At 57.5% G+C, this 17,390-nt stretch carries 23 protein-coding genes and 1 pseudogene; 23 read left to right on the plus strand and 1 reads right to left on the minus strand.

Annotated features, from left to right (window positions below; genetic code table 11):
* The first annotated feature begins 14 nt into the window (after nucleotides 1–14).
* The 11 genes from nifD to WN72_RS08310 all read left to right on the plus strand — a co-directional run bounded on the left by nifD (nucleotide 15) and on the right by WN72_RS08310 (nucleotide 9,885).
* Nucleotides 15–1,517, plus strand: a complete 1,503-nt coding sequence (gene nifD, locus WN72_RS08270; protein ID WP_027563321.1) for a nitrogenase molybdenum-iron protein alpha chain — start codon at nucleotides 15–17, stop codon at nucleotides 1,515–1,517.
* A 66-nt stretch (nucleotides 1,518–1,583) separates the two neighbouring features.
* A complete protein-coding gene (nifK, locus tag WN72_RS08275; RefSeq protein ID WP_092218312.1) occupies nucleotides 1,584–3,140 on the plus strand; it encodes a nitrogenase molybdenum-iron protein subunit beta in 1,557 nt (518 codons plus the stop codon).
* Between the two features lie 94 nt (nucleotides 3,141–3,234).
* Nucleotides 3,235–4,881, plus strand: coding sequence for a nitrogenase iron-molybdenum cofactor biosynthesis protein NifE (nifE, locus tag WN72_RS08280; RefSeq protein ID WP_092218311.1), 1,647 nt, complete (start codon nucleotides 3,235–3,237; stop codon nucleotides 4,879–4,881).
* A 9-nt stretch (nucleotides 4,882–4,890) separates the two neighbouring features.
* Nucleotides 4,891–6,300, plus strand: coding sequence for a nitrogenase iron-molybdenum cofactor biosynthesis protein NifN (nifN, locus tag WN72_RS08285; protein WP_092218310.1), 1,410 nt, complete (start codon nucleotides 4,891–4,893; stop codon nucleotides 6,298–6,300).
* The gene (gene nifX, locus WN72_RS08290; RefSeq protein WP_092218309.1) at nucleotides 6,297–6,692 is read left to right on the plus strand and encodes a nitrogen fixation protein NifX; all 396 of its coding nucleotides are present in this window, start codon (nucleotides 6,297–6,299) and stop codon (nucleotides 6,690–6,692) included. Before nifN ends, nifX begins: the two co-directional genes overlap by 4 nt.
* A gap of 6 nt (nucleotides 6,693–6,698) precedes the next feature.
* Nucleotides 6,699–7,175 carry a NifX-associated nitrogen fixation protein gene (locus tag WN72_RS08295; protein WP_092218308.1) on the plus strand — a complete coding sequence of 159 codons (477 nt, stop codon included), beginning with the start codon at nucleotides 6,699–6,701 and terminating at the stop codon, nucleotides 7,173–7,175.
* Nucleotides 7,172–7,372: a CCE_0567 family metalloprotein gene (locus WN72_RS08300; protein ID WP_092218307.1), complete on the plus strand. Its 201-nt coding sequence runs from the start codon at nucleotides 7,172–7,174 to the stop codon at nucleotides 7,370–7,372. Before WN72_RS08295 ends, WN72_RS08300 begins: the two co-directional genes overlap by 4 nt.
* Before the next feature lie 11 nt (nucleotides 7,373–7,383).
* A complete protein-coding gene (gene fdxB, locus WN72_RS08305) occupies nucleotides 7,384–7,680 on the plus strand; it encodes a ferredoxin III, nif-specific (protein ID WP_092218306.1) in 297 nt (98 codons plus the stop codon).
* Between the two features lie 589 nt (nucleotides 7,681–8,269).
* Nucleotides 8,270–8,581 (plus strand): hypothetical protein, encoded by a 312-nt coding sequence (locus tag WN72_RS47965; protein ID WP_488226325.1) that lies wholly within the window; start codon nucleotides 8,270–8,272, stop codon nucleotides 8,579–8,581.
* The gene (locus WN72_RS47970; protein WP_488226324.1) at nucleotides 8,529–9,002 is read left to right on the plus strand and encodes an effector protein NopP; all 474 of its coding nucleotides are present in this window, start codon (nucleotides 8,529–8,531) and stop codon (nucleotides 9,000–9,002) included. Before WN72_RS47965 ends, WN72_RS47970 begins: the two co-directional genes overlap by 53 nt.
* A 487-nt stretch (nucleotides 9,003–9,489) precedes the next feature.
* Nucleotides 9,490–9,885: a Rieske (2Fe-2S) protein gene (locus WN72_RS08310; RefSeq protein ID WP_092218305.1), complete on the plus strand. Its 396-nt coding sequence runs from the start codon at nucleotides 9,490–9,492 to the stop codon at nucleotides 9,883–9,885.
* Nucleotides 9,886–9,894: 9 nt separating this feature from the next.
* Here WN72_RS08310 and WN72_RS08315 read toward each other — a convergent pair whose 3' ends face one another.
* Nucleotides 9,895–10,485: a hypothetical protein gene (locus WN72_RS08315; RefSeq protein ID WP_092218304.1), complete on the minus strand. Its 591-nt coding sequence runs from the start codon at nucleotides 10,483–10,485 to the stop codon at nucleotides 9,895–9,897.
* A gap of 271 nt (nucleotides 10,486–10,756) precedes the next feature.
* Here WN72_RS08315 and WN72_RS08320 point away from each other — a divergent pair, with 271 nt between their 5' ends.
* From WN72_RS08320 to WN72_RS08370, 12 genes and pseudogenes are all read left to right on the plus strand, one after another.
* Nucleotides 10,757–11,077 carry an iron-sulfur cluster assembly accessory protein gene (locus WN72_RS08320; protein WP_092218303.1) on the plus strand — a complete coding sequence of 107 codons (321 nt, stop codon included), beginning with the start codon at nucleotides 10,757–10,759 and terminating at the stop codon, nucleotides 11,075–11,077.
* Nucleotides 11,078–11,116: 39 nt separating this feature from the next.
* Nucleotides 11,117–11,407 (plus strand): NifU family protein, encoded by a 291-nt coding sequence (locus WN72_RS08325; RefSeq protein WP_092218302.1) that lies wholly within the window; start codon nucleotides 11,117–11,119, stop codon nucleotides 11,405–11,407.
* Nucleotides 11,404–12,576: a cysteine desulfurase NifS gene (gene nifS, locus WN72_RS08330; RefSeq protein WP_092218301.1), complete on the plus strand. Its 1,173-nt coding sequence runs from the start codon at nucleotides 11,404–11,406 to the stop codon at nucleotides 12,574–12,576. Before WN72_RS08325 ends, nifS begins: the two co-directional genes overlap by 4 nt.
* A 5-nt stretch (nucleotides 12,577–12,581) precedes the next feature.
* Nucleotides 12,582–12,806, plus strand: a complete 225-nt coding sequence (nifT, locus tag WN72_RS08335) for a putative nitrogen fixation protein NifT (protein WP_092218300.1) — start codon at nucleotides 12,582–12,584, stop codon at nucleotides 12,804–12,806.
* Between the two features lie 401 nt (nucleotides 12,807–13,207).
* Nucleotides 13,208–13,390, plus strand: a complete 183-nt coding sequence (locus tag WN72_RS46670; protein WP_244553901.1) for a hypothetical protein — start codon at nucleotides 13,208–13,210, stop codon at nucleotides 13,388–13,390.
* Entirely contained in the window at nucleotides 13,329–13,631 is a 303-nt protein-coding gene (locus tag WN72_RS46675) for an SIR2 family protein (protein ID WP_244553899.1), read from the plus strand. The genes WN72_RS46670 and WN72_RS46675 overlap by 62 nt, the downstream gene beginning before the upstream one ends.
* 363 nt (nucleotides 13,632–13,994) lie before the next feature.
* Nucleotides 13,995–15,551 carry a nitrogenase cofactor biosynthesis protein NifB gene (gene nifB, locus WN72_RS08345; protein ID WP_167381044.1) on the plus strand — a complete coding sequence of 519 codons (1,557 nt, stop codon included), beginning with the start codon at nucleotides 13,995–13,997 and terminating at the stop codon, nucleotides 15,549–15,551.
* An 11-nt stretch (nucleotides 15,552–15,562) separates the two neighbouring features.
* Nucleotides 15,563–15,786, plus strand: a pseudogene (locus WN72_RS08350) (4Fe-4S binding protein).
* A 356-nt stretch (nucleotides 15,787–16,142) separates the two neighbouring features.
* On the plus strand, nucleotides 16,143–16,457 hold the full coding sequence (locus WN72_RS08355) for a nitrogen fixation protein NifZ (protein WP_092218299.1): 315 nt from the start codon (nucleotides 16,143–16,145) through the stop codon (nucleotides 16,455–16,457).
* Entirely contained in the window at nucleotides 16,454–16,711 is a 258-nt protein-coding gene (locus WN72_RS08360; RefSeq protein WP_092218298.1) for a nitrogen fixation protein NifZ, read from the plus strand. The genes WN72_RS08355 and WN72_RS08360 overlap by 4 nt, the downstream gene beginning before the upstream one ends.
* Nucleotides 16,708–17,067 (plus strand): DUF3024 domain-containing protein, encoded by a 360-nt coding sequence (locus WN72_RS08365; RefSeq protein WP_027563340.1) that lies wholly within the window; start codon nucleotides 16,708–16,710, stop codon nucleotides 17,065–17,067. The genes WN72_RS08360 and WN72_RS08365 overlap by 4 nt, the downstream gene beginning before the upstream one ends.
* Nucleotides 17,068–17,101: 34 nt before the next feature.
* Complete coding sequence (locus tag WN72_RS08370; protein ID WP_027563341.1) at nucleotides 17,102–17,371, plus strand: DUF6129 family protein; 270 nt, start codon at nucleotides 17,102–17,104, stop codon at nucleotides 17,369–17,371.
* The last annotated feature ends 19 nt before the right edge of the window (nucleotides 17,372–17,390 follow it).

Consider the following 17,390-nt stretch of genomic DNA (forward strand, 5'->3'; position numbering starts at 1 on the left):
TTGAAGGACATCAGATGAGTCTCGCCACGACCCAGAGCATCGCAGAAATCAGGGCTCGCAATAAAGAGCTCATCGAGGAGGTGCTGAAGGTCTATCCGGAGAAAACCGCGAAACGGCGTGCCAAGCACCTCAACGTTCACCAAGCCGGCAAGTCAGATTGCGGGGTGAAGTCCAATATCAAATCCATACCTGGCGTGATGACAATCAGAGGCTGCGCCTATGCAGGGTCAAAGGGAGTGGTCTGGGGACCGATCAAGGACATGGTCCATATCAGCCATGGCCCGGTAGGCTGCGGTCAATATTCGTGGGGCTCCCGACGAAATTATTACGTTGGCACGACGGGGATCGATAGCTTCGTGACCCTGCAGTTCACCTCCGACTTCCAGGAAAAGGATATCGTATTCGGTGGCGACAAAAAGCTGGTCAAAATTCTTGACGAAATCCAGGAGCTGTTTCCGCTCAACAACGGCATCACGATCCAATCGGAATGCCCGATCGGATTGATCGGTGACGACATCGAGGCCGTGTCGAGAGCGAAGTCCAAGGAATACGGCGGCAAGACCATCGTGCCGGTCCGTTGTGAGGGCTTTCGGGGTGTGTCGCAATCACTAGGCCATCACATCGCCAACGATGCGGTGCGCGATTGGATTTTCGACCAGCTCGAGTCCGATGGCAAACCAAAGTTTGAGCCGACGCCGTACGATGTTGCGATCATCGGAGACTACAATATCGGCGGGGACGCCTGGTCATCGCGAATTCTGCTAGAGGAGATGGGCCTGCGGGTGATAGCGCAGTGGTCCGGCGACGGTTCACTAGCTGAGCTCGAGGCAACGCCGAAGGCAAAGCTCAACATTCTGCATTGCTACCGTTCTATGAACTACATCTCGCGCCACATGGAAGAGAAGTTCGGTATCCCCTGGTGCGAGTACAACTTCTTCGGACCTTCAAAGATCGCAGAGTCGCTGCGCAAGATTGCTGGCTATTTCGACGACAAGATCAAGGAAGGCGCCGAGCGGGTGATTGAAAAGTACCAACCGCTGGTGAACGCTGTGATCGCAAAATATCGCCCGCGCCTGGAGAGCAAGACGGTGATGCTGTACGTCGGAGGGCTCCGTCCGCGTCATGTGATCGGCGCATACGAGGACCTCGGGATGGAAGTCATTGGTACCGGATACGAGTTCGGTCACAACGACGACTATCAGCGCACAGCTCAGCACTACGTAAAGGACAGCACGCTCATCTACGATGACGTTAATGGCTATGAGTTCGAGCGCTTCGTAGAAAAGCTCCAGCCTGACCTCGTCGGCTCGGGCATCAAGGAAAAATACGTTTTTCAAAAGATGGGTGTGCCGTTCCGGCAGATGCACTCCTGGGACTATTCGGGCCCATATCACGGCTATGATGGCTTTGCCATCTTTGCCCGCGACATGGACATGGCCATCAACTCGCCCGTCTGGAAGAAAACGAAGGCCCCCTGGAAGGAAGCTTCGAGGGCCAAGCTCCTGGCTGCAGAATAAACCAACTCATCTCGGTCTGCGCGAAGGCCGGGGCGACACCAATCTCGATTGTGAAGGATTTCAACAATGGCGCAGAGTGCCGAACACGTGCTCGATCATCTCGAACTGTTCCGAGGTCCAGAATACCAGGAGATGCTGGCCAAGAAGAAGATATTCGAGAATCCGCGCGATCCCGCCGAGGTCGAACGCATCAAGGAATGGACGAAGACGGCCGAATATCGCGAAAAGAACTTTGCGCGGGAGGCGCTAGCGGTAAATCCGGCCAAGGCATGCCAGCCGCTTGGCGCCGTATTCGCCTCTGTTGGCTTTGAGGGCACGCTGCCCTTCGTCCACGGCTCGCAAGGCTGCGTTGCCTACTACCGCAGCCATCTGTCGCGGCACTTTAAGGAGCCTTCTTCCTGCGTCTCCTCGTCGATGACGGAAGACGCTGCCGTATTCGGCGGTCTGAACAACATGATCGACGGGCTCGCGAACAGCTACAACATGTACAAACCCAAGATGATTGCGGTCTCGACCACCTGCATGGCCGAGGTGATCGGCGATGACCTCAATGCCTTCATCAAAACGTCGAAAGAAAAAGGCTCGGTCCCGGCGGACTTCGACGTGCCATTCGCCCATACGCCGGCGTTCGTCGGGAGCCACGTCACCGGTTATGACAATGCGCTCAAGGGCATTCTGGAGCATTTTTGGGACGGTAAGGCCGGAACAGCGCCGAAGCTGGCGCGCAAGCAGAACGGGGCGATCAACATCATTGGCGGGTTCGATGGCTATACTGTCGGGAACCTTCGCGAAATCAAGCGCATCTTGGCGTTGATGGGCATCCAGCACACGATTCTCGCTGATAATTCTGAAGTCTTCGATACTCCGACAGACGGCGAATTCCGGATGTATGACGGAGGCACGACGCTGGAAGATGCGGCCAACGCGGTTCACGCCAAGGCGACAATCTCCATGCAGCAGTGGTGCACCGAAAAAACGCTGCCATTCGTTGCTGAGCATGGGCAGGACATCGTATCCTTCAACTACCCGGTGGGCTTATCCGCAACGGATGACTTTATCGTGGCGCTGTCACGCATCAGCGGCAAGGAGATTCCCGAGCAGCTTGCGCGAGAACGTGGCCGCTTGGTCGACGCCATCGCTGACTCCAGCGCGCATATCCATGGCAAGAAGTTCGCGATCTATGGCGATCCGGATCTTTGCTATGGGCTGGCTGCGTTTCTGCTCGAACTCGGCGCCGAACCGACCCATGTGCTGTCCACGAACGGCAGCAAGGCATGGCACGAAAAAATGCAGATGCTGCTTGCAAGCTCGCCATTCGGGCAGGGCTGCCAAGCCTATCCGGGCCGGGACCTCTGGCACATGCGCTCACTCCTGTTCACCGAGCCAGTCGATTTTCTGATTGGCAACACCTATGGCAAGTATCTGGAGCGCGATACTGGAACGCCACTGATCCGCATCGGCTTTCCGGTTTTTGATCGGCATCACCATCACCGGTCCCCCCTATGGGGCTATCAGGGCGGCCTGAATGTACTCGTGAAGATCCTGGACAAGGTCTTCGATGAAATGGACAAGAAGACGAACGTTCTTGGCAAAACTGACTACAGCTTTGACATCATTCGTTGATGAGCGACCGTGTCGCGTGCCATCGCAATAACTGCGATGGCACAAGCACATGACCGTTGACCATGCAATTAGTTTGCGCTGAGAGGAAAAAAGGATGAGATCACTAGCGACCACGGTCCAGAATATTTTTGACGAGCCGGGCTGCGCCAAGAACGGCAGTAAGTCGGAGGCTGAACGCAAGAACGGCTGCACCAAGCAACTGCAGCCGGGTAGCGCTGCGGGCGGCTGTGCTTTCGATGGCGCCAAGGTTGCGCTACAGCCGTTCACCGATGTCGCTCACTTGGTGCATGGTCCGATCGCGTGCGAAGGGAATTCCTGGGACAATCGCGGCGCGGCGTCGTCAGGCTCGAATCTGTGGCGCACCTCGTTCACAACCGATTTGAGCGAAACCGATATTGTATTCGGAGGCGAGAAGCGGCTCTGCAAAGCGATCAAGGAGATCATCGACAAGTGCGACCCGCCCGCGATCTTCGTCTATCAAACCTGCATCCCGGCGATGATTGGCGACGATATCAACGCAGTCTGTAAGGCCGCATCTCAAAGGTTCGCAAAGCCGGTGATCCCGATCAATTCCCCGGGCTTCGTCGGCTCGAAGAACCTCGGTAACAAGCTCGCCGGCGAGGCGTTGCTCGACTATGTGATCGGGACGCAAGAGCCAGACTACACCACCCCGTACGATATCAACCTGATCGGAGAATACAACCTTTCGGGAGAGCTCTGGCAAGTGAAGCCACTGCTAGACGAACTTGGAATACGGATTCTCTCCTGCATCTCCGGCGATGGCAAGTATCGCGAAGTCGCTTCAGCCCATCGCGCGCGGGCGGCGATGTTGGTGTGCTCAAAGTCCATGATCAACGTCGCACGCAAGATGGAGCAACGCTACGGGATTCCGTTCTTCGAGGGGGCGTTCTACGGTATTCAAGATTCGAGCGTATCGCTGCGTCAGCTTGCCCGCTTATTGGTTGAGCGCGGTGCGCCTGCAGATCTGCTCGGGCGCACTGAATCGGTGATCGCGCGCGAGGAAGCGTGGGCCCGGGCTGCGATAGGGCCGTACAAGCCACGATTCGAAGGCAAGAAGGCTTTATTGATTACCGGCGGCGTCAAGTCATGGTCGATCGTTGCGGCACTCCAGGAATCTGGGCTTGAGTTAGTCGGAACCAGCGTCAAGAAATCAACCGGGAAAGACAAGGAGCGCATCAAGGAGCTCATGGGGCAGGACGCCCACATGATTGAGGACATGACGCCGCGCGAGATGTTTAAGATGTTAAAGGACGCAAAAGCGGACATCATGCTATCGGGCGGCAAGTCGCAGTTCGTCGCGCTGAAAGCGGCGATGCCATGGCTCGATATCAATCAGGAGCGTTGCCACGCCTATATGGGCTATGTCGGAATGGTCAAGCTGGTGGAGGAGATCGATAAGTCACTCTCGAGTCCGATGTGGGAGCAGCTACGTCGACCGGCCCCATGGGATGTATTGGCCAAGGCGATGGAGCAGATGCAATCGCCCGTGGCCGCGATCGCCTGCGATCCGGCGCTCGCCGAAACCGCGCGCCGCGCGAGGAAGATCTGCGTGTGTAACGCGGTCGATTTGGGCACGATTGAGGATGCAATCTACGCGCACGGCCTGAGGAGCGTCGCAGCGGTGAGAGAGCATACCAATGCGGCCGGTGGCTGCTGCCAGAGACGCATCGAAGGTATCTTGGTGTCCGAGCCATCTGCCATGCGACAGGCCGCAGAATAGGGAGGCGTCATGGCCATCGTCACGGCGCCGACGAAAGCCTGCGCTGTCAACCCGCTGAAGATGAGTCAGCCGATCGGCGGCGCATTCGCCTTCATGGGGCTGCGCGGGGCGATGCCGCTTCTGCACGGCTCCCAGGGATGCACATCCTTCGGGCTCACGCTCTTCGTCCGGCATTTCAAAGAGGCAGTACCGCTGCAGACCACGGCGATGAGCGAGGTCGCGACCGTACTCGGCGGTTATGAGAATCTCGAGCAGGCGATACTGAACATCTACAACCGTACCAAGCCAAAGGTCATCGGTATCTGCTCGACCGGTGTCACCGAGACCAATGGCGACGATGTGGATGCCTACCTCAAGCTAATCCGCAACAAGCACCCGCCACTCGCAAAGTTGCCAATGGTGTATGTCTCGACGCCTGATTTCAAGGGCGCGTTTCAGGACGGGTGGGAGAAGGCTGTGGCACGCATTGTGGAGGTGCTGGTGGAAGGGCCCAGCGCCAATGGCCTGAGGGATCCATTGAAAGTGAATGTTCTGCCAGGATGTCACCTGACGCCCGGCGACATTGATGAACTCCGCGCCATAGTGGAGGATTTCGGCTTGTGCCCGTCCTTCCTCCCTGACCTGGCCGGATCGCTCGATGGGCATATCCCCGATGAGTATACGCCAACGACCACCGGCGGCATCGGCGTCGACGAAATTGCGAGCATGGGGCGCGCCGGATGGACGATTGCAATCGGGGCGCAGATGCAGCGTGCGGCAGAGGTCATGCAGGTCAAAACCGGCGTGCCTTTTCGTGTCTTCGAGCGGCTGTGTGGTCTCTGTCCGAGCGACGAATTCATGACCTTCCTGAGCGAGATCAGCGGCCGCCCCATACCCTTGAAATATCGGCGCCAGCGCGGTCAGCTCGCCGATGCAATGCTGGACGCACATTTCCATATTGGCGGTCGCAAAGTTGCTATCGGCGCCGAGCCAGATCTTCTGTTCGATCTGTCCGGCATGCTGCACGACATGGGCGCGCAGGTGACAGCGGTCGTGACGACCACTCAGTCGGAGGTGATCGAGCGGATCAAGACCAACGAGGTACTCATTGGCGATCTCGAGGATCTGGAAGGGCTTGCCAAAACACACCATTGCGACCTCTTGATCACGCATTCGCATGGCAGGCAAGCGGCGGCTCGGCTGAAATTGCCTTTCTATCGCACGGGTTTTCCGATGTTCGATCGACTTGGTGCGGGACACCAACTATCCGTGGGCTATCGTGGTACCCGCAATCTGATCTTTGAAATCGCCAACCTCGTGATCGCGCACCGCGAGGAAAACGATCGGCCTACGCCCGATAAGTGGCGGACTGCGTCCCGGCTGCCACTTTGCTCGGGCTATCGCAGCTCCACCGGCGCGGCTGCGGGGTCGATTGGATGAAGGTCGCGTTTGCCACTCAGGACCTGAAACGAGTCGACGCCCATTTTGGTTGGGCAAAGAATATCGCAATCTACGATGTCACGCCTGGAGGGCACGTGCTTCTCAAAGCGATCGAGTTTGAGGGCGATCTAAAGGAAGACGGCAACGACGACAAGTTGGCGCCGAAGATCGAGGCGATCAAGGATTGCGCAATCCTTTACGTCGCCGCCATTGGTGGTGCCGGGGCTGCGCGAGTGGTGGCCAACAAGATCCATCCTATCAAGGTGGACAAGCCAGAAAGCATTCTGGTGTTGCTCGAAAAACTCGAGCGCGTACTGAAGGGCACGCCACCTCCCTGGCTACGCAAGGCCATGGCAAAGGACCGAGGGCGTACGTTCGAGTTCGACGAATGAGGTGATATGACCGCAAAAATAGAGCAACAGGGCAGCGCCGTCGACGCGCCGTTTCTCAAGGAGTTGATCAAGATTTGGCGTGCTCAGGATACCAACGGAGCCTGGGAGGCGAAGAGTGATCTTGACCTGCTCGAACCCTATATCCTGGATAAGCAGAAAAGGCGCGCATTGCCGATTATCGGTGATCCCGATTCCGATACACTGTGGCGGCTTAAGCTGTTCTTCGATGCGGTCGCGCTCTCGATCGAGAAGGAGACCGGCGGGATGATCCAGCCGATTCTGGATCTGCATCATGAAGGATTCGGCCGCATGGTGCTCATCTCAGGTCGGCTGATCGCCGTGAACAAGCAGCTGCGCGACGTCCATCGCTTCGGATTTGATAATTTCGTAAAGCTCGCGCAGGAGGGCGACAAGTACGTCAGCGACGGAATCGACTTGATTCGGAAATTTCCGGACGTGGCAAACTATTGGGGATACTCATGAGCGATCGTGAAACATTGAAGGCGGAACTAAGGAAGGTGTCGGCGAAGGCGATACAGGCGAAGATGGATCTGCACGACCTTTCCGAAGAATTACCCATCAACTGGACCTCGATCATGCTGGTGGCGCAGAAGGCGTACGATGCCTATGCCGAACTTGAGCGGAAGGGCCTCGACTTGAAGGCGCTTGAAAAAACTTAAAGGGGCAACGCATGTCGTTTCAAACACGAGACGGACGCGATTGGACGCCACAATACCTGATCTCGATCGATGCCAAGAAGTGCATCGGCTGTGGTCGCTGTTTCAAAGTTTGCGGCCGTGATGTCATGACGTTGAAAGGAATCAGCGAGGATGGCGAATTTGTCAACCTCGATGACAACGACGATGAGATCGAAAAGAAGGTCATGGTTCTGAATGATCAAGGCGCCTGCATTGGCTGCGGTGCATGCGCCAGGGTTTGCCCGGCCAACTGCCAGACTCACACATCAGCTATACCTGAAGCGGCGTGAGTGAACACACTCGTCCTGTCGCGGCAGGCGAGATATAGGTGAGGAAAGGTGCAATTTTGATCAGGTGAACTCATGGTGAGAACCGCGCAAGGATCTCGATTGGGTGGGGCCAGCTATGTTATGCGGATACAACAGCCGCTGCTCACAAACCACTCCTCTTCAAGGTCTGCTTATTCGTGGAAGGCGAGTCGCGCCTCCCGCAGCGCTAGCCTGGTACCCATCTGCTGATAGGGAATCTGCGAGTCATCATCATTAGACGTCGGTCTCTGTGACGGATCGGCAGCCGGCGATCTTACGTGCGATTCTACCCACAGATCGCGGCTTGTCGCAGCGACATTTGTAACTCACGCGCAGAGGTAGTCACGCCGAAGCGCAGGGTATTTTTGTCAGGTTGTGGTCAGCTAGGAATCCTATCCTAGCAACAGAGCTTGCACGGCACGAGCTCAGTTGCGTGCAACTTTGCCGATAGGAGAGCGCTCTCATGTATGGCAGAAGCGTTGGCTCATCCAGCCAGTTTACAACCGGTAACCAAACTGACGATTCGTCAGAAGCGGGACATAGTCCCCGGTTTGCGGAAACAGTTGCAGGAATGGAGCGAGGTGGGTCATCATCCGAACCAGCGGCGTCATACTCTCTCGCTTCCGAACCGCCCATTAGAGAGATCGACCGAGACTCCTTTTTGCGCGGAGTTGAGAGATTCTTGCGCAATGATATCAGGCACATCGCCGAGAATCCAGGAGAGTACTCGGACTTCGTCTCCCAAAAGGCTGAGCGCGCAGCAACGGTTGCTGGAAGTTACGCCAACACGTACGACGATCCAAATAGCAGCACGATTTTACAGCTACCGGTTGGGCGACGAAATTGTCGGGCTTCTAAGAGCAGGAGGCCCGGCTCGGATTAAAGGAGACCATTTTCAGCAGCAGTTTGGGCGCAACGATATCACGTCCGTCGTAGATCTTAGGGTGACTCATCCGCTTGTCGAGAACGCTGGCGATATCTTGCTAGAACATCAACTGCGAGAGGACGGGGACCAGCCACTGATCTTGTCGCGGCCGGCCCTAGCAGGCATGGAACCTCGTCTAGCGGATATGGGTTTTGTTCCCGTAGGTCGTAACCACTGGGTGCTTGATCCTCACCAGCGCCCCGATGTGTGGGCGAAGAACGAGAACGATGAGTGGCAGCGGGTAGGCAAGCCTACGAAGTATCTTTCCAAAGATGGGGGCAGTGATCTCGGTCCTCAGAGAAGCTACGAAACGGACTCATCGGACGATGACCCTTCATTTTACTTGGAGCGCGCTCTTTGGGAGATGCACATGGAGTAAATCCGCTGCAATAGCAGCAGCGGGCCTGAAATGACGGACATTTAACCGTTCTGTCCCGGGCTCAACGGCCTTGCTTCAAAGGGGGCGCACGCTCGCTGCGTCGTCCCCGTTGGCTGAAACGGTCGTTCAGCCTTTCTCCGAAGGCGCTTACGAAACTGCGGTGGGATGCGATCCGAGGGGCGTAACGGGGCTCCCTACGGAGTGACCATCAACGAGCAGCAACGATCAGCCACCGCAGGTAGCTATCCGGCAAATGGTGCAGAGGGCCTGGACCCGAAAGCTGCAGCTGCGCGGCCGCCATGGACACGGCAGCAAGTCCAAAATTGTCGAACTCATTGGTCTGGACTACGCGGGTAATTGGGTGAGCCAGCAATGGCTGGCTTGCGCGTTGGATTACCACAGACACTATCAGCCCGGCACTTGTACGGTTCTTGCAGGTTGCTTGCACAGCGACAATGAAAAGCGTCTTGCAATGAATGGGCGATAAATGAAGCCAAATCCCGTCTACGCGATCTGCAGCTTTAACGACATTCCGAGCCGCCAAGCTATGGGATTCCATCTTATGGCCGTGGATGATCGCGGAAATCACCGGCCGTGGTCCATCGTTGTGGTGCGCTGGGGCAAAAAGGTGCTTGGCTACACCAATAAATGCCCGCACAACGGCGTCAATTTGGACTGGGTGCGAAACGAATTCCTCGATCCATACGGTATCAGGCTGATGTGTGGCAAGCATGGTTCGACCTTCGAACTTGGCACCGGCCGGTGCGTCGAAGGTCCATGTCAAGGTAGGGCGCTCACCCCGATCGCCTTGGCAGTTCTGGATGGTGATATCTGCGTCGCTGGTGTTCATCTTGTCGAAGAGGATGCATCGGCCAACAACTGAAGATCACGCTCAGACCGGACGGTTCTCGTTGCGGTTTTTCACAGGCTCCATCCTCTTTAGCCCGTCGTCGTACGAGATCTCCTCACAGGACAGGTCGAGATCCCTTGCGGCATCGAGAAGGTAATCAAGCTTGCCGCCCGGATCGAGCTTCTTGATGTCGTCCTTGTTGAGCCCAACCAGGTCCATCATCTCCTTCCAGACCGTGGATTCATCGCACGGTAGGACGTGAAAGCTAATATCACCGATCTTCACTCGGTACTTCGCCAGTAAATCAATGTTGTTGCAGAACATGAAGTAGCGGCCGGTTGGGCTTAAGGCGCCGTCAAGGACGGTTGCGACGTCAGCAAGATAGGCGAAGGAATGCAGGTAGCCGGCCAGCACCGGAATAGTGCGTTCGCCGTCCTGCGCGATCGTCAACACCTGCTCAATCGAATAGTCTGGCGGTCGTTTCTCGTCCGCGACCTGATTCTGGAATTGTAGTGCCACGTCGCCGCGGAAGCCGAACCGGCCTGCCTTCGTAGTCCCGCCTTTGAGTACAGCATTGAGCAGGCGGCCCTCCTTCTCAAGTCTGCCGAGTGCGGTGTTCTCGATTGCAGTCATTAAATTCTTCCTCGATCTAAACTCTTCACCGACTCCTTGGCCGGTGCTAGATGCGATGCAAATTGCTTGCCGTCCCATGCGTAGCGGCCTTCGCCGTAACTTAAAAGAAAACGCGTCAGTGCCTGCCATCGGCTCACGGAGCCTTGTCGGAAACCCGACACCGGTTTCCAACACCACAGTCGCGATTCAAAGAAGTGAGCATCATCAAACGTCTGCGCGCTGGCACGTGACTTGCCCCTAGCAGCTAGATCCAAGATGATGAGGGAAAGCCGTGATCAACCTGACGCACAGCGCAGTGAACGCAATCAAGAGCGCGATTTCATCGTCGACGCACCCGACCGGCGGTCTGCGCGTCATGATCGAACCGGGCGGCTGCAATGGATTCAAATACAAGATGGGTCTGGTCGAAGAGCCGAATCCTGACGACGCCGTGATCGAATGCGATGGGCTGAAGGTGTTCGTCGATAACAAGAGCCGTGAGCATCTGATCGGGACGACCATCGATTTCGTAATGGCACTGGAGGGTTCTGGCTTTACGTTTCACAACCCGAACGCCACCGCGAACTGCTCGTGCGGAAAATCGTTTGGCTGATGAAACAGATCGTTCAGCTGATAAGGAGGACATCGAAGCATGCCGGCCCAACCGGAACAACTGAGGCAATCGTCGCCCATTGCGACAGGCCGAGAGCGCCGCATTCGCGGCGCTATCGAAGAGATCCGACCCAATCTGAGACGCGATGATCGCGACTGTCACCTGATCGGGATCAATCGCAGTAGGGTCATGGTCAGGCTGTCCGCTGCCCGCACGTTGTGTAAGCTTTCGAGCGTGACGCTGAAAGGTATTCAGGCGCGGCTTGTCGATAAACGCGACGAATTGGGTCGCCTGATCCCCGTCGTGGCTGCAGGCGAGGTGGCGGATTGAGCGAAAATCCAATGCTGATTTACCTCGATAACAATGCAACGACTCGGACCGATCCATCCGTCGTGCAAGCCATGTTGCCGTTTTTCACCGAGAAGTTCGGAAATGCATCGTCCACGCATGCGTTTGGCAGCGAGGTCGCAGTTGCTGTGAGGCAGGCCCGGCGTAGCTTGCGTATCATGCTAGGGAACGCATGCGATCATGAGATCGTTTTTACCTCGGGAGGGACCGAGGCTAATAATGCCGCGATCCTCTCTGCGCTTGCGACACACGAAGACCGCGACGAGATTGTCACCACGGCAGTAGAGCACTCCGCCATTCTTGCGCTAACCGAGCAATTGGAGACAAGAGGAGTCAAGACGCACATCGTGCCCGTAGATTCCCGCGGCCGGCTCGACATCGAGGCGTTTCGCGGCGCAGTCGGGCCACGCACAGCGATTGCCTCCGTTATGTGGGCCAACAACGAGACCGGAACGATGTTTCCCGTGGAGTTTCTGGCCGGGTTGGCCCGGGAGGCCGGCGCGCTGTTTCACACTGATGCGGTCCAGGCCATCGGTAAGGTGTGCGTGAACCTGAGGGACAGTGCGATCGACATGCTGTCGCTATCCGGGCACAAACTGCACGGCCCCAAGGGGACCGGCGCGCTATATCTGCGCAGAGGAACAAAATTCCGGCCGCTGATCTGCGGCGGATCACAGGAACGAGGGCGCCGAGGCGGGACTGAGAATATTCCCGGCATTGTCGGCCTGGGAAAAGCCGCCGAGCTTGCGGCGGAGCGGCTTGAACCCGAACGCGTTCGCATTGGCGCTTTGCGCGACCGTCTTGAACAGGGAATCTTGAAGAGTGGCGAGTGCGTTGTGCTCGGCGACACCGGCAATCGGTTAGCGAACACGACCAATATTGCCTTCGACAATCTCGAAGGCGAAGCCATCGCCCACCATCTCGATCGGGCAGGCATCGCTGTGTCGCTCGGATCCGCCTGCAACTCCGGCTCCATTCAGCCATCGCATGTTCTGCGTGCCATGCAGGTGCCGCACTGGCGGATGCACGGCGTCGTGCGCTTTTCCCTGTCGCGTGAAACCTCTGTCGCGGAGGTCGATGAGGTCGTGTGCGCAGTGTCCGACATCGTGGCTCGCCTGCGCGCCACCTCCCCCGTCGCAGTCAGGGAGTAGACCTCGTGAAAATCATGATCCGCCGGTCTCCGGACGCGGGCCTGTCGATCTACGTGCCAAAAAAGGATCTCGAAGAGCCAATCGTTGAATCGGAGTACGAGACGCTATGGGGCGGCTGGATCAAAGTAGCTAATGGCTGGGTGCTTGATCTGCCTGAGATGCCGAGCGGCACACCGTTACCGATCACAATTAACGCTAAAAAACGGGGCGGGAAGGGGGACGATCCGTGAAGGCGCCCCCACTGATCGACTTTGTCGATGGTGCCGATGCAAAGGCGAGCTCGTGGACATCGCTGCCGGGTTGAGGGCCGCGCGCGCCATTCCCTATCTCGGTCCTGGCCTCGCCGAATCGTGCAGATCCGATATGCCGACCACGCCAGAGGCGTTGGCCAGCTTCTTCGCGAGCGAGGTTACGCCGCCGCGGCGGGCTAGCGACAATGCGTGGGCGCAGCATATCGAGATCAGCAAACACCGTCCGCCATGACGGCATTGATGACGCAGGCCTTCGCTCGGCCAGTCGAGCCGACGCGTTTGCACCATCATCTTGCGTCCCTGTCCCTGCCCGTCGTAGTCGACCCGTGGTATGATGCCGCTATGCGGACGTGCTGGGTGAGTGCGATGGATAGGGCGAAGTGCAGGGTATCACCCGCATCGCCATTGACGAGAATTGCTGGTATCGCTTTTACGATTCATTTGGCCAAGAGGTCGTCAGTGCTGTGGCCGGCAGCTCGGCGACGGTGTTGTACAAGCCGCATGGCAGCGTGCAGCCGGCCAACAACTTCCTTATTTCCGACGCACACATGTCGAGGCGTTGACCGAAATCGACATTCAGACACCAATTCCGGACATCATCAAGGAAAGGCGCACACCGGACAGACCTTTTTCTTCATCGGCTGTCGCTTCAACGATCAGCCCTTGCGTAGGTATGCCCGGCAGATCATCAAGCGCTCGGCCGACACCCACTATGCGATCGTGGATCCCGGACGCGCTCTCTCGCAACGAGCTTCTCGAGCAAGGCCTTACACCGCTTGCGACCGGGCTCCCTTGCGCGGTTGAGATACTGATCACGCATTAGCGTCCTTGTGAAGCCCGAATCCCCCAGCTCGTGTCGAGTTATTTGCGAGAGCCGCAACGCGAGAAGATCCGTTCAGATGGAGCCGGGTTCCGGTGAGCTCAGCGCGAGAATGAATGCGCAAACCAGGAAGCGCTGCGTGAGAATGACGACGTATCTGTCGCATTGACAACAAGCGCATCATTGCATGTTCTTACATGAGTCAGCGCCCATCGTTTCCGCCAATTCGTGGGCGTATGGCTGCAATTTCATCGTCTCCGCCATGGCATGCAAGTTGCTACCCAGCTTCTTGAGGCTGGCTCACGGATGGTCTTGGGGGCCGATAGTGCCTGAAGGGAAAAATGAAAATGAACGCGGTCGTGGGACGCGGAAAATATGTCAAAGCTGCAGTGGATGGCGGCAAGATGAAGTCCGCCGCCGAGCATAAGGGCTGCCGCGCTTCCGCCAACACCGGGCAGGCGAGCTGCGGCTCGCAGGCAGGGCAAGGCGATCTGCCGATCGAAATCTGGGAAAAGGTCAAGAACCATCCCTGCTACAGCGAAGAAGCGCATCATCATTACGCTCGCATGCATGTCGCGGTCGCGCCTGCCTGCAACATCCAGTGCAATTACTGCAATCGAAAATACGACTGCACCAATGAATCGCGTCCAGGTGTGGTAAGCGAGAAGCTCACGCCCGAGCAGGCGGTAAGAAAAGTGCTCGCGGTCGCGACCGCCATTCCGCAGATGACGGTCCTTGGCATCGCTGGTCCCGGCGACCCCCTGGCCAATCCGGCAAAGACGTTCAAGACCTTCGAGCTGGTCGCCAAGGCGGCTCCAGACATCAAGCTTTGTTTGTCAACCAACGGACTGGCTCTGCCGGACCATATTGATACCATCGCTAGGTCCAAAGTTGACCACGTCACCATCACTATCAACACGATCGATCCCGAAATCGGCGCCAAGATCTATCCGTGGATCTTCTTCAACCACAAGCGCTACACCGGCATCGACGCGGCAAGAATACTTACCGATCGCCAGCTGCAAGGCCTCGAGATGCTTAGCGAACGAGGTATCCTGTGCAAGGTCAACTCGGTGATGATCCCGAACATCAACGACCGCCACTTGGTCGAGGTCAACAAGGCGGTGAAGTCGCGCGGTGCCTTCCTTCACAATATCATGCCACTGATCTCCGCGCCCGAGCACGGCACCGTATTTGGCCTCAACGGTCAGCGCGGACCGACTGCGTGGGAATTGAAGGCGCTGCAAGATGCTTGTGAAGGGGAGATAAAAATGATGCGGCATTGCCGCCAGTGCCGCGCCGATGCGGTCGGTCTACTCGGGGAGGATCGCAGCGCAGAGTTCACCACCGATCAGGTCATGAAAATGGACGTCCAATATGACTTAGACGTGCGCAAGGAATATCAGAGCAGGGTAGACCGTGAGCGTGCCGCCAAAGTCGCGGCCGGCCAAAAGGAGCTTGCCGAATGTGCCGGAGAGAGGAGCGCGATCACTCTTCTAGTGGCCGTCGCAACCAAGGGCTCGGGGTTGATCAACGAGCACTTTGGGCATGCAAAGGAATTCCAGGTTTACGAACTTTCTACATCCGGCGCCAAATTCGTCGGCTACCGCCGCGTGGACGTTTACTGCCAGGGTGGTTATGGCGAGGAGAACAGGCTTTCCGCCATCATGGGGGGCATCCATGATTGCCATGCGGTCTTCGTGTCCAAGATCGGCGGCTGCCCGAAAAGCAAACTGATCGAGGCGGGGATCGAGCCCGTCGATCAATACGCCCATGAGTTCATTGAGAAGTCGGCGATCGCCTGGTTCAAATCCTATCTGGACAAGGTGAAACGCGGGGAGATCCAGCACGTGCAGCGCGGCGGCGCCGCGATCCGGCAAGGATCTGGGATCTCTGCAGCGTAAAGGGGGAATATGTGCCGTTCAAGATTGTCGCCTCGCAGTGTACGAGCTGCTCAGCCTGTGAACCCTTATGCCCGAACGATGCCATCTCGGAGAAGGGGGGAGCTTCGTCATTGAAGCAGCGAAATGCACTGAATGTGTTGGCCATTTCGACGAGCCGCAATGTGTCGCCGCCTGTCCGGTCGACAACACCTGCGTGGTTGACACATCCTTGCCTCGCTACCAGGCGCCAGCTTAAAGCGTGAGGCCCATGAGTGGCATGCCAATAGCTGGTTCAGAAAGCGTCATTAGCTACGTGCTGCGCGTTGGCGGCGGCGCAGGCGCCGACGTTCGGTCCTCCATCACGGACGAGGACTGCGCTGGATTGCCGTGCGTTCGTGCTGTAGCTGGTCGGCAGCACGGCCTTGGCGGGCATTTCATTCCGCGCGGTGGTGCAAAGGCGGTTCGCGCTGCCGAGAGCGGCGTTCTCGCCAGGGCTGCCATCGTCGATGTAACTAGCGATGCCGCGCGATCATGAAATGATGCAGGATCTTGCCTGCGGTAGGCGCGGCGGCTCCCCGCATCTCCAAAGGAGCGCAGCATGAGGAGCGATACATGAACAGCATCGTTCGGGACAGCGACGTCGTCGAGCTCACCGAGCCGCCTGCCTTCAGCTTTGGCGAAAAGGTGCGAGCCAATCGCACCATCCGCAATGATGGCACCTATCGCGGCAAGGAGATTGGCGACGTTCTCGTCAAGAAGGGAGAGGTGGGTTACGTCGTATCGATCGGCACGTTTCTGCAGCAATTCTACATCTACGGCGTCGAATATCTGGAAGGCGGCTACCGGGTTGGCATGAAGCGCAGGGAACTGGAGCCGGTGGACACCTGCGCGGAGGTCGATGATCTGCCGTTGCCGGAGGAGTCATGACGCAGCGCGGCTTTCCAAAATATTGGCGTGGCGAGCGGGCCAAGACCGCAGTCGACCTCGTTAACGACCACTCATTTCCCGATACAGAGCCCGAGGGAGTCTTGCTCGCCGCCGGAGCGAGCGGAGAGATCATCAACGTCGCGATCAATACCGAAGCGAACGTGCCGATCTACGCTGTCGAGTTTGGTAAGCAGCTGCTCATCGGCTGTCTAAGGAAGAAATCACAGTGCTTTGAATGGAGGCGTTCGCCATGAATGCTGCGCTGATGAGAAAGATAAAAGCCGGGCTGGTGCCCCACCCCAACGAGCTCGATCGAAAACGGATCGAGCGCGGCTTGAGCTCACGCAGGCGCTATCTCTACGTCTCGCCGAACGTGACGCCGGTGAGGGGCGGCTACCTCGTCGAGAGCCCATGTTGCTCGCGCAACGTCAACAAGGATGGCGCTCTCATCGATGTCGCGCTGATTCTTTATGATACCGTGTGCGGGGTCTGGAAGCTGTTTCGCAAGAACCACGCGCGAGGAATCTGGGAATTTTACAGCCTTTGCCATCGGTTGACTTCTGCAATCGACGAATTGAACGCGGATCCGGAGCGTCTGTTTTGGCAATGAAGACCCGCCTTTTAGGAGTCAAAGAGGAGCCACGATGGCGCTCACCGCGGAGGAAGTGATCGAAATTGAGCGGCTGCTTGCAGCCGAGGGCGCCGAGATGGGTCCGTTTGTCGAGCTGCGCCGCCGCTTTCCGCAACTTGCTTGGGTGCGCTGTGATGCGTCGGATGTGGCGGATCAGCCGTTTCGGCAGTTTCCGCGTTTCGACCTTCATCTGATCGATGGATCGGACCACTGCGTGCAGATTACGGCCGATCCGACGCGGGCCACCGGCATCGTATTGGCCAAAAGGAATGTTGAGCGGTGAGCACTGCACTAGCAGAGTA

The sequence above is a fragment of the Bradyrhizobium arachidis genome (genome assembly GCF_015291705.1).
Taxonomy (GTDB): domain Bacteria; phylum Pseudomonadota; class Alphaproteobacteria; order Rhizobiales; family Xanthobacteraceae; genus Bradyrhizobium; species Bradyrhizobium arachidis.

Excerpts from the sequence above, each read along its gene's own strand:
- WN72_RS46675 (WP_244553899.1), top strand. The coding sequence starts at position 13,329 with ATGGCAGCGTGCAGCCGGCCAACAACTTCCTTATTTCCGACGCACACA.
- nifK (WP_092218312.1), top strand. The coding sequence starts at position 1,584 with ATGGCGCAGAGTGCCGAACACGTGCTCGATCATCTCGAACTGTTCCGA.
- WN72_RS08325 (WP_092218302.1), top strand. The coding sequence starts at position 11,117 with ATGCCGGCCCAACCGGAACAACTGAGGCAATCGTCGCCCATTGCGACA.
- nifN (WP_092218310.1), top strand. The coding sequence starts at position 4,891 with ATGGCCATCGTCACGGCGCCGACGAAAGCCTGCGCTGTCAACCCGCTG.
- WN72_RS47965 (WP_488226325.1), top strand. The coding sequence starts at position 8,270 with ATGGAGCGAGGTGGGTCATCATCCGAACCAGCGGCGTCATACTCTCTC.
- nifE (WP_092218311.1), top strand. The coding sequence starts at position 3,235 with ATGAGATCACTAGCGACCACGGTCCAGAATATTTTTGACGAGCCGGGC.
- WN72_RS08315 (WP_092218304.1), bottom strand. The coding sequence starts at position 10,485 with ATGACTGCAATCGAGAACACCGCACTCGGCAGACTTGAGAAGGAGGGC.
- nifD (WP_027563321.1), top strand. The coding sequence starts at position 15 with ATGAGTCTCGCCACGACCCAGAGCATCGCAGAAATCAGGGCTCGCAAT.
- nifB (WP_167381044.1), top strand. The coding sequence starts at position 13,995 with ATGAACGCGGTCGTGGGACGCGGAAAATATGTCAAAGCTGCAGTGGAT.
- WN72_RS08360 (WP_092218298.1), top strand. The coding sequence starts at position 16,454 with ATGACGCAGCGCGGCTTTCCAAAATATTGGCGTGGCGAGCGGGCCAAG.
- WN72_RS08295 (WP_092218308.1), top strand. The coding sequence starts at position 6,699 with ATGACCGCAAAAATAGAGCAACAGGGCAGCGCCGTCGACGCGCCGTTT.
- WN72_RS08365 (WP_027563340.1), top strand. The coding sequence starts at position 16,708 with ATGAATGCTGCGCTGATGAGAAAGATAAAAGCCGGGCTGGTGCCCCAC.
- WN72_RS08310 (WP_092218305.1), top strand. The coding sequence starts at position 9,490 with ATGAAGCCAAATCCCGTCTACGCGATCTGCAGCTTTAACGACATTCCG.
- fdxB (WP_092218306.1), top strand. The coding sequence starts at position 7,384 with ATGTCGTTTCAAACACGAGACGGACGCGATTGGACGCCACAATACCTG.
- WN72_RS08300 (WP_092218307.1), top strand. The coding sequence starts at position 7,172 with ATGAGCGATCGTGAAACATTGAAGGCGGAACTAAGGAAGGTGTCGGCG.
- WN72_RS08355 (WP_092218299.1), top strand. The coding sequence starts at position 16,143 with ATGAACAGCATCGTTCGGGACAGCGACGTCGTCGAGCTCACCGAGCCG.
- nifX (WP_092218309.1), top strand. The coding sequence starts at position 6,297 with ATGAAGGTCGCGTTTGCCACTCAGGACCTGAAACGAGTCGACGCCCAT.
- WN72_RS08370 (WP_027563341.1), top strand. The coding sequence starts at position 17,102 with ATGGCGCTCACCGCGGAGGAAGTGATCGAAATTGAGCGGCTGCTTGCA.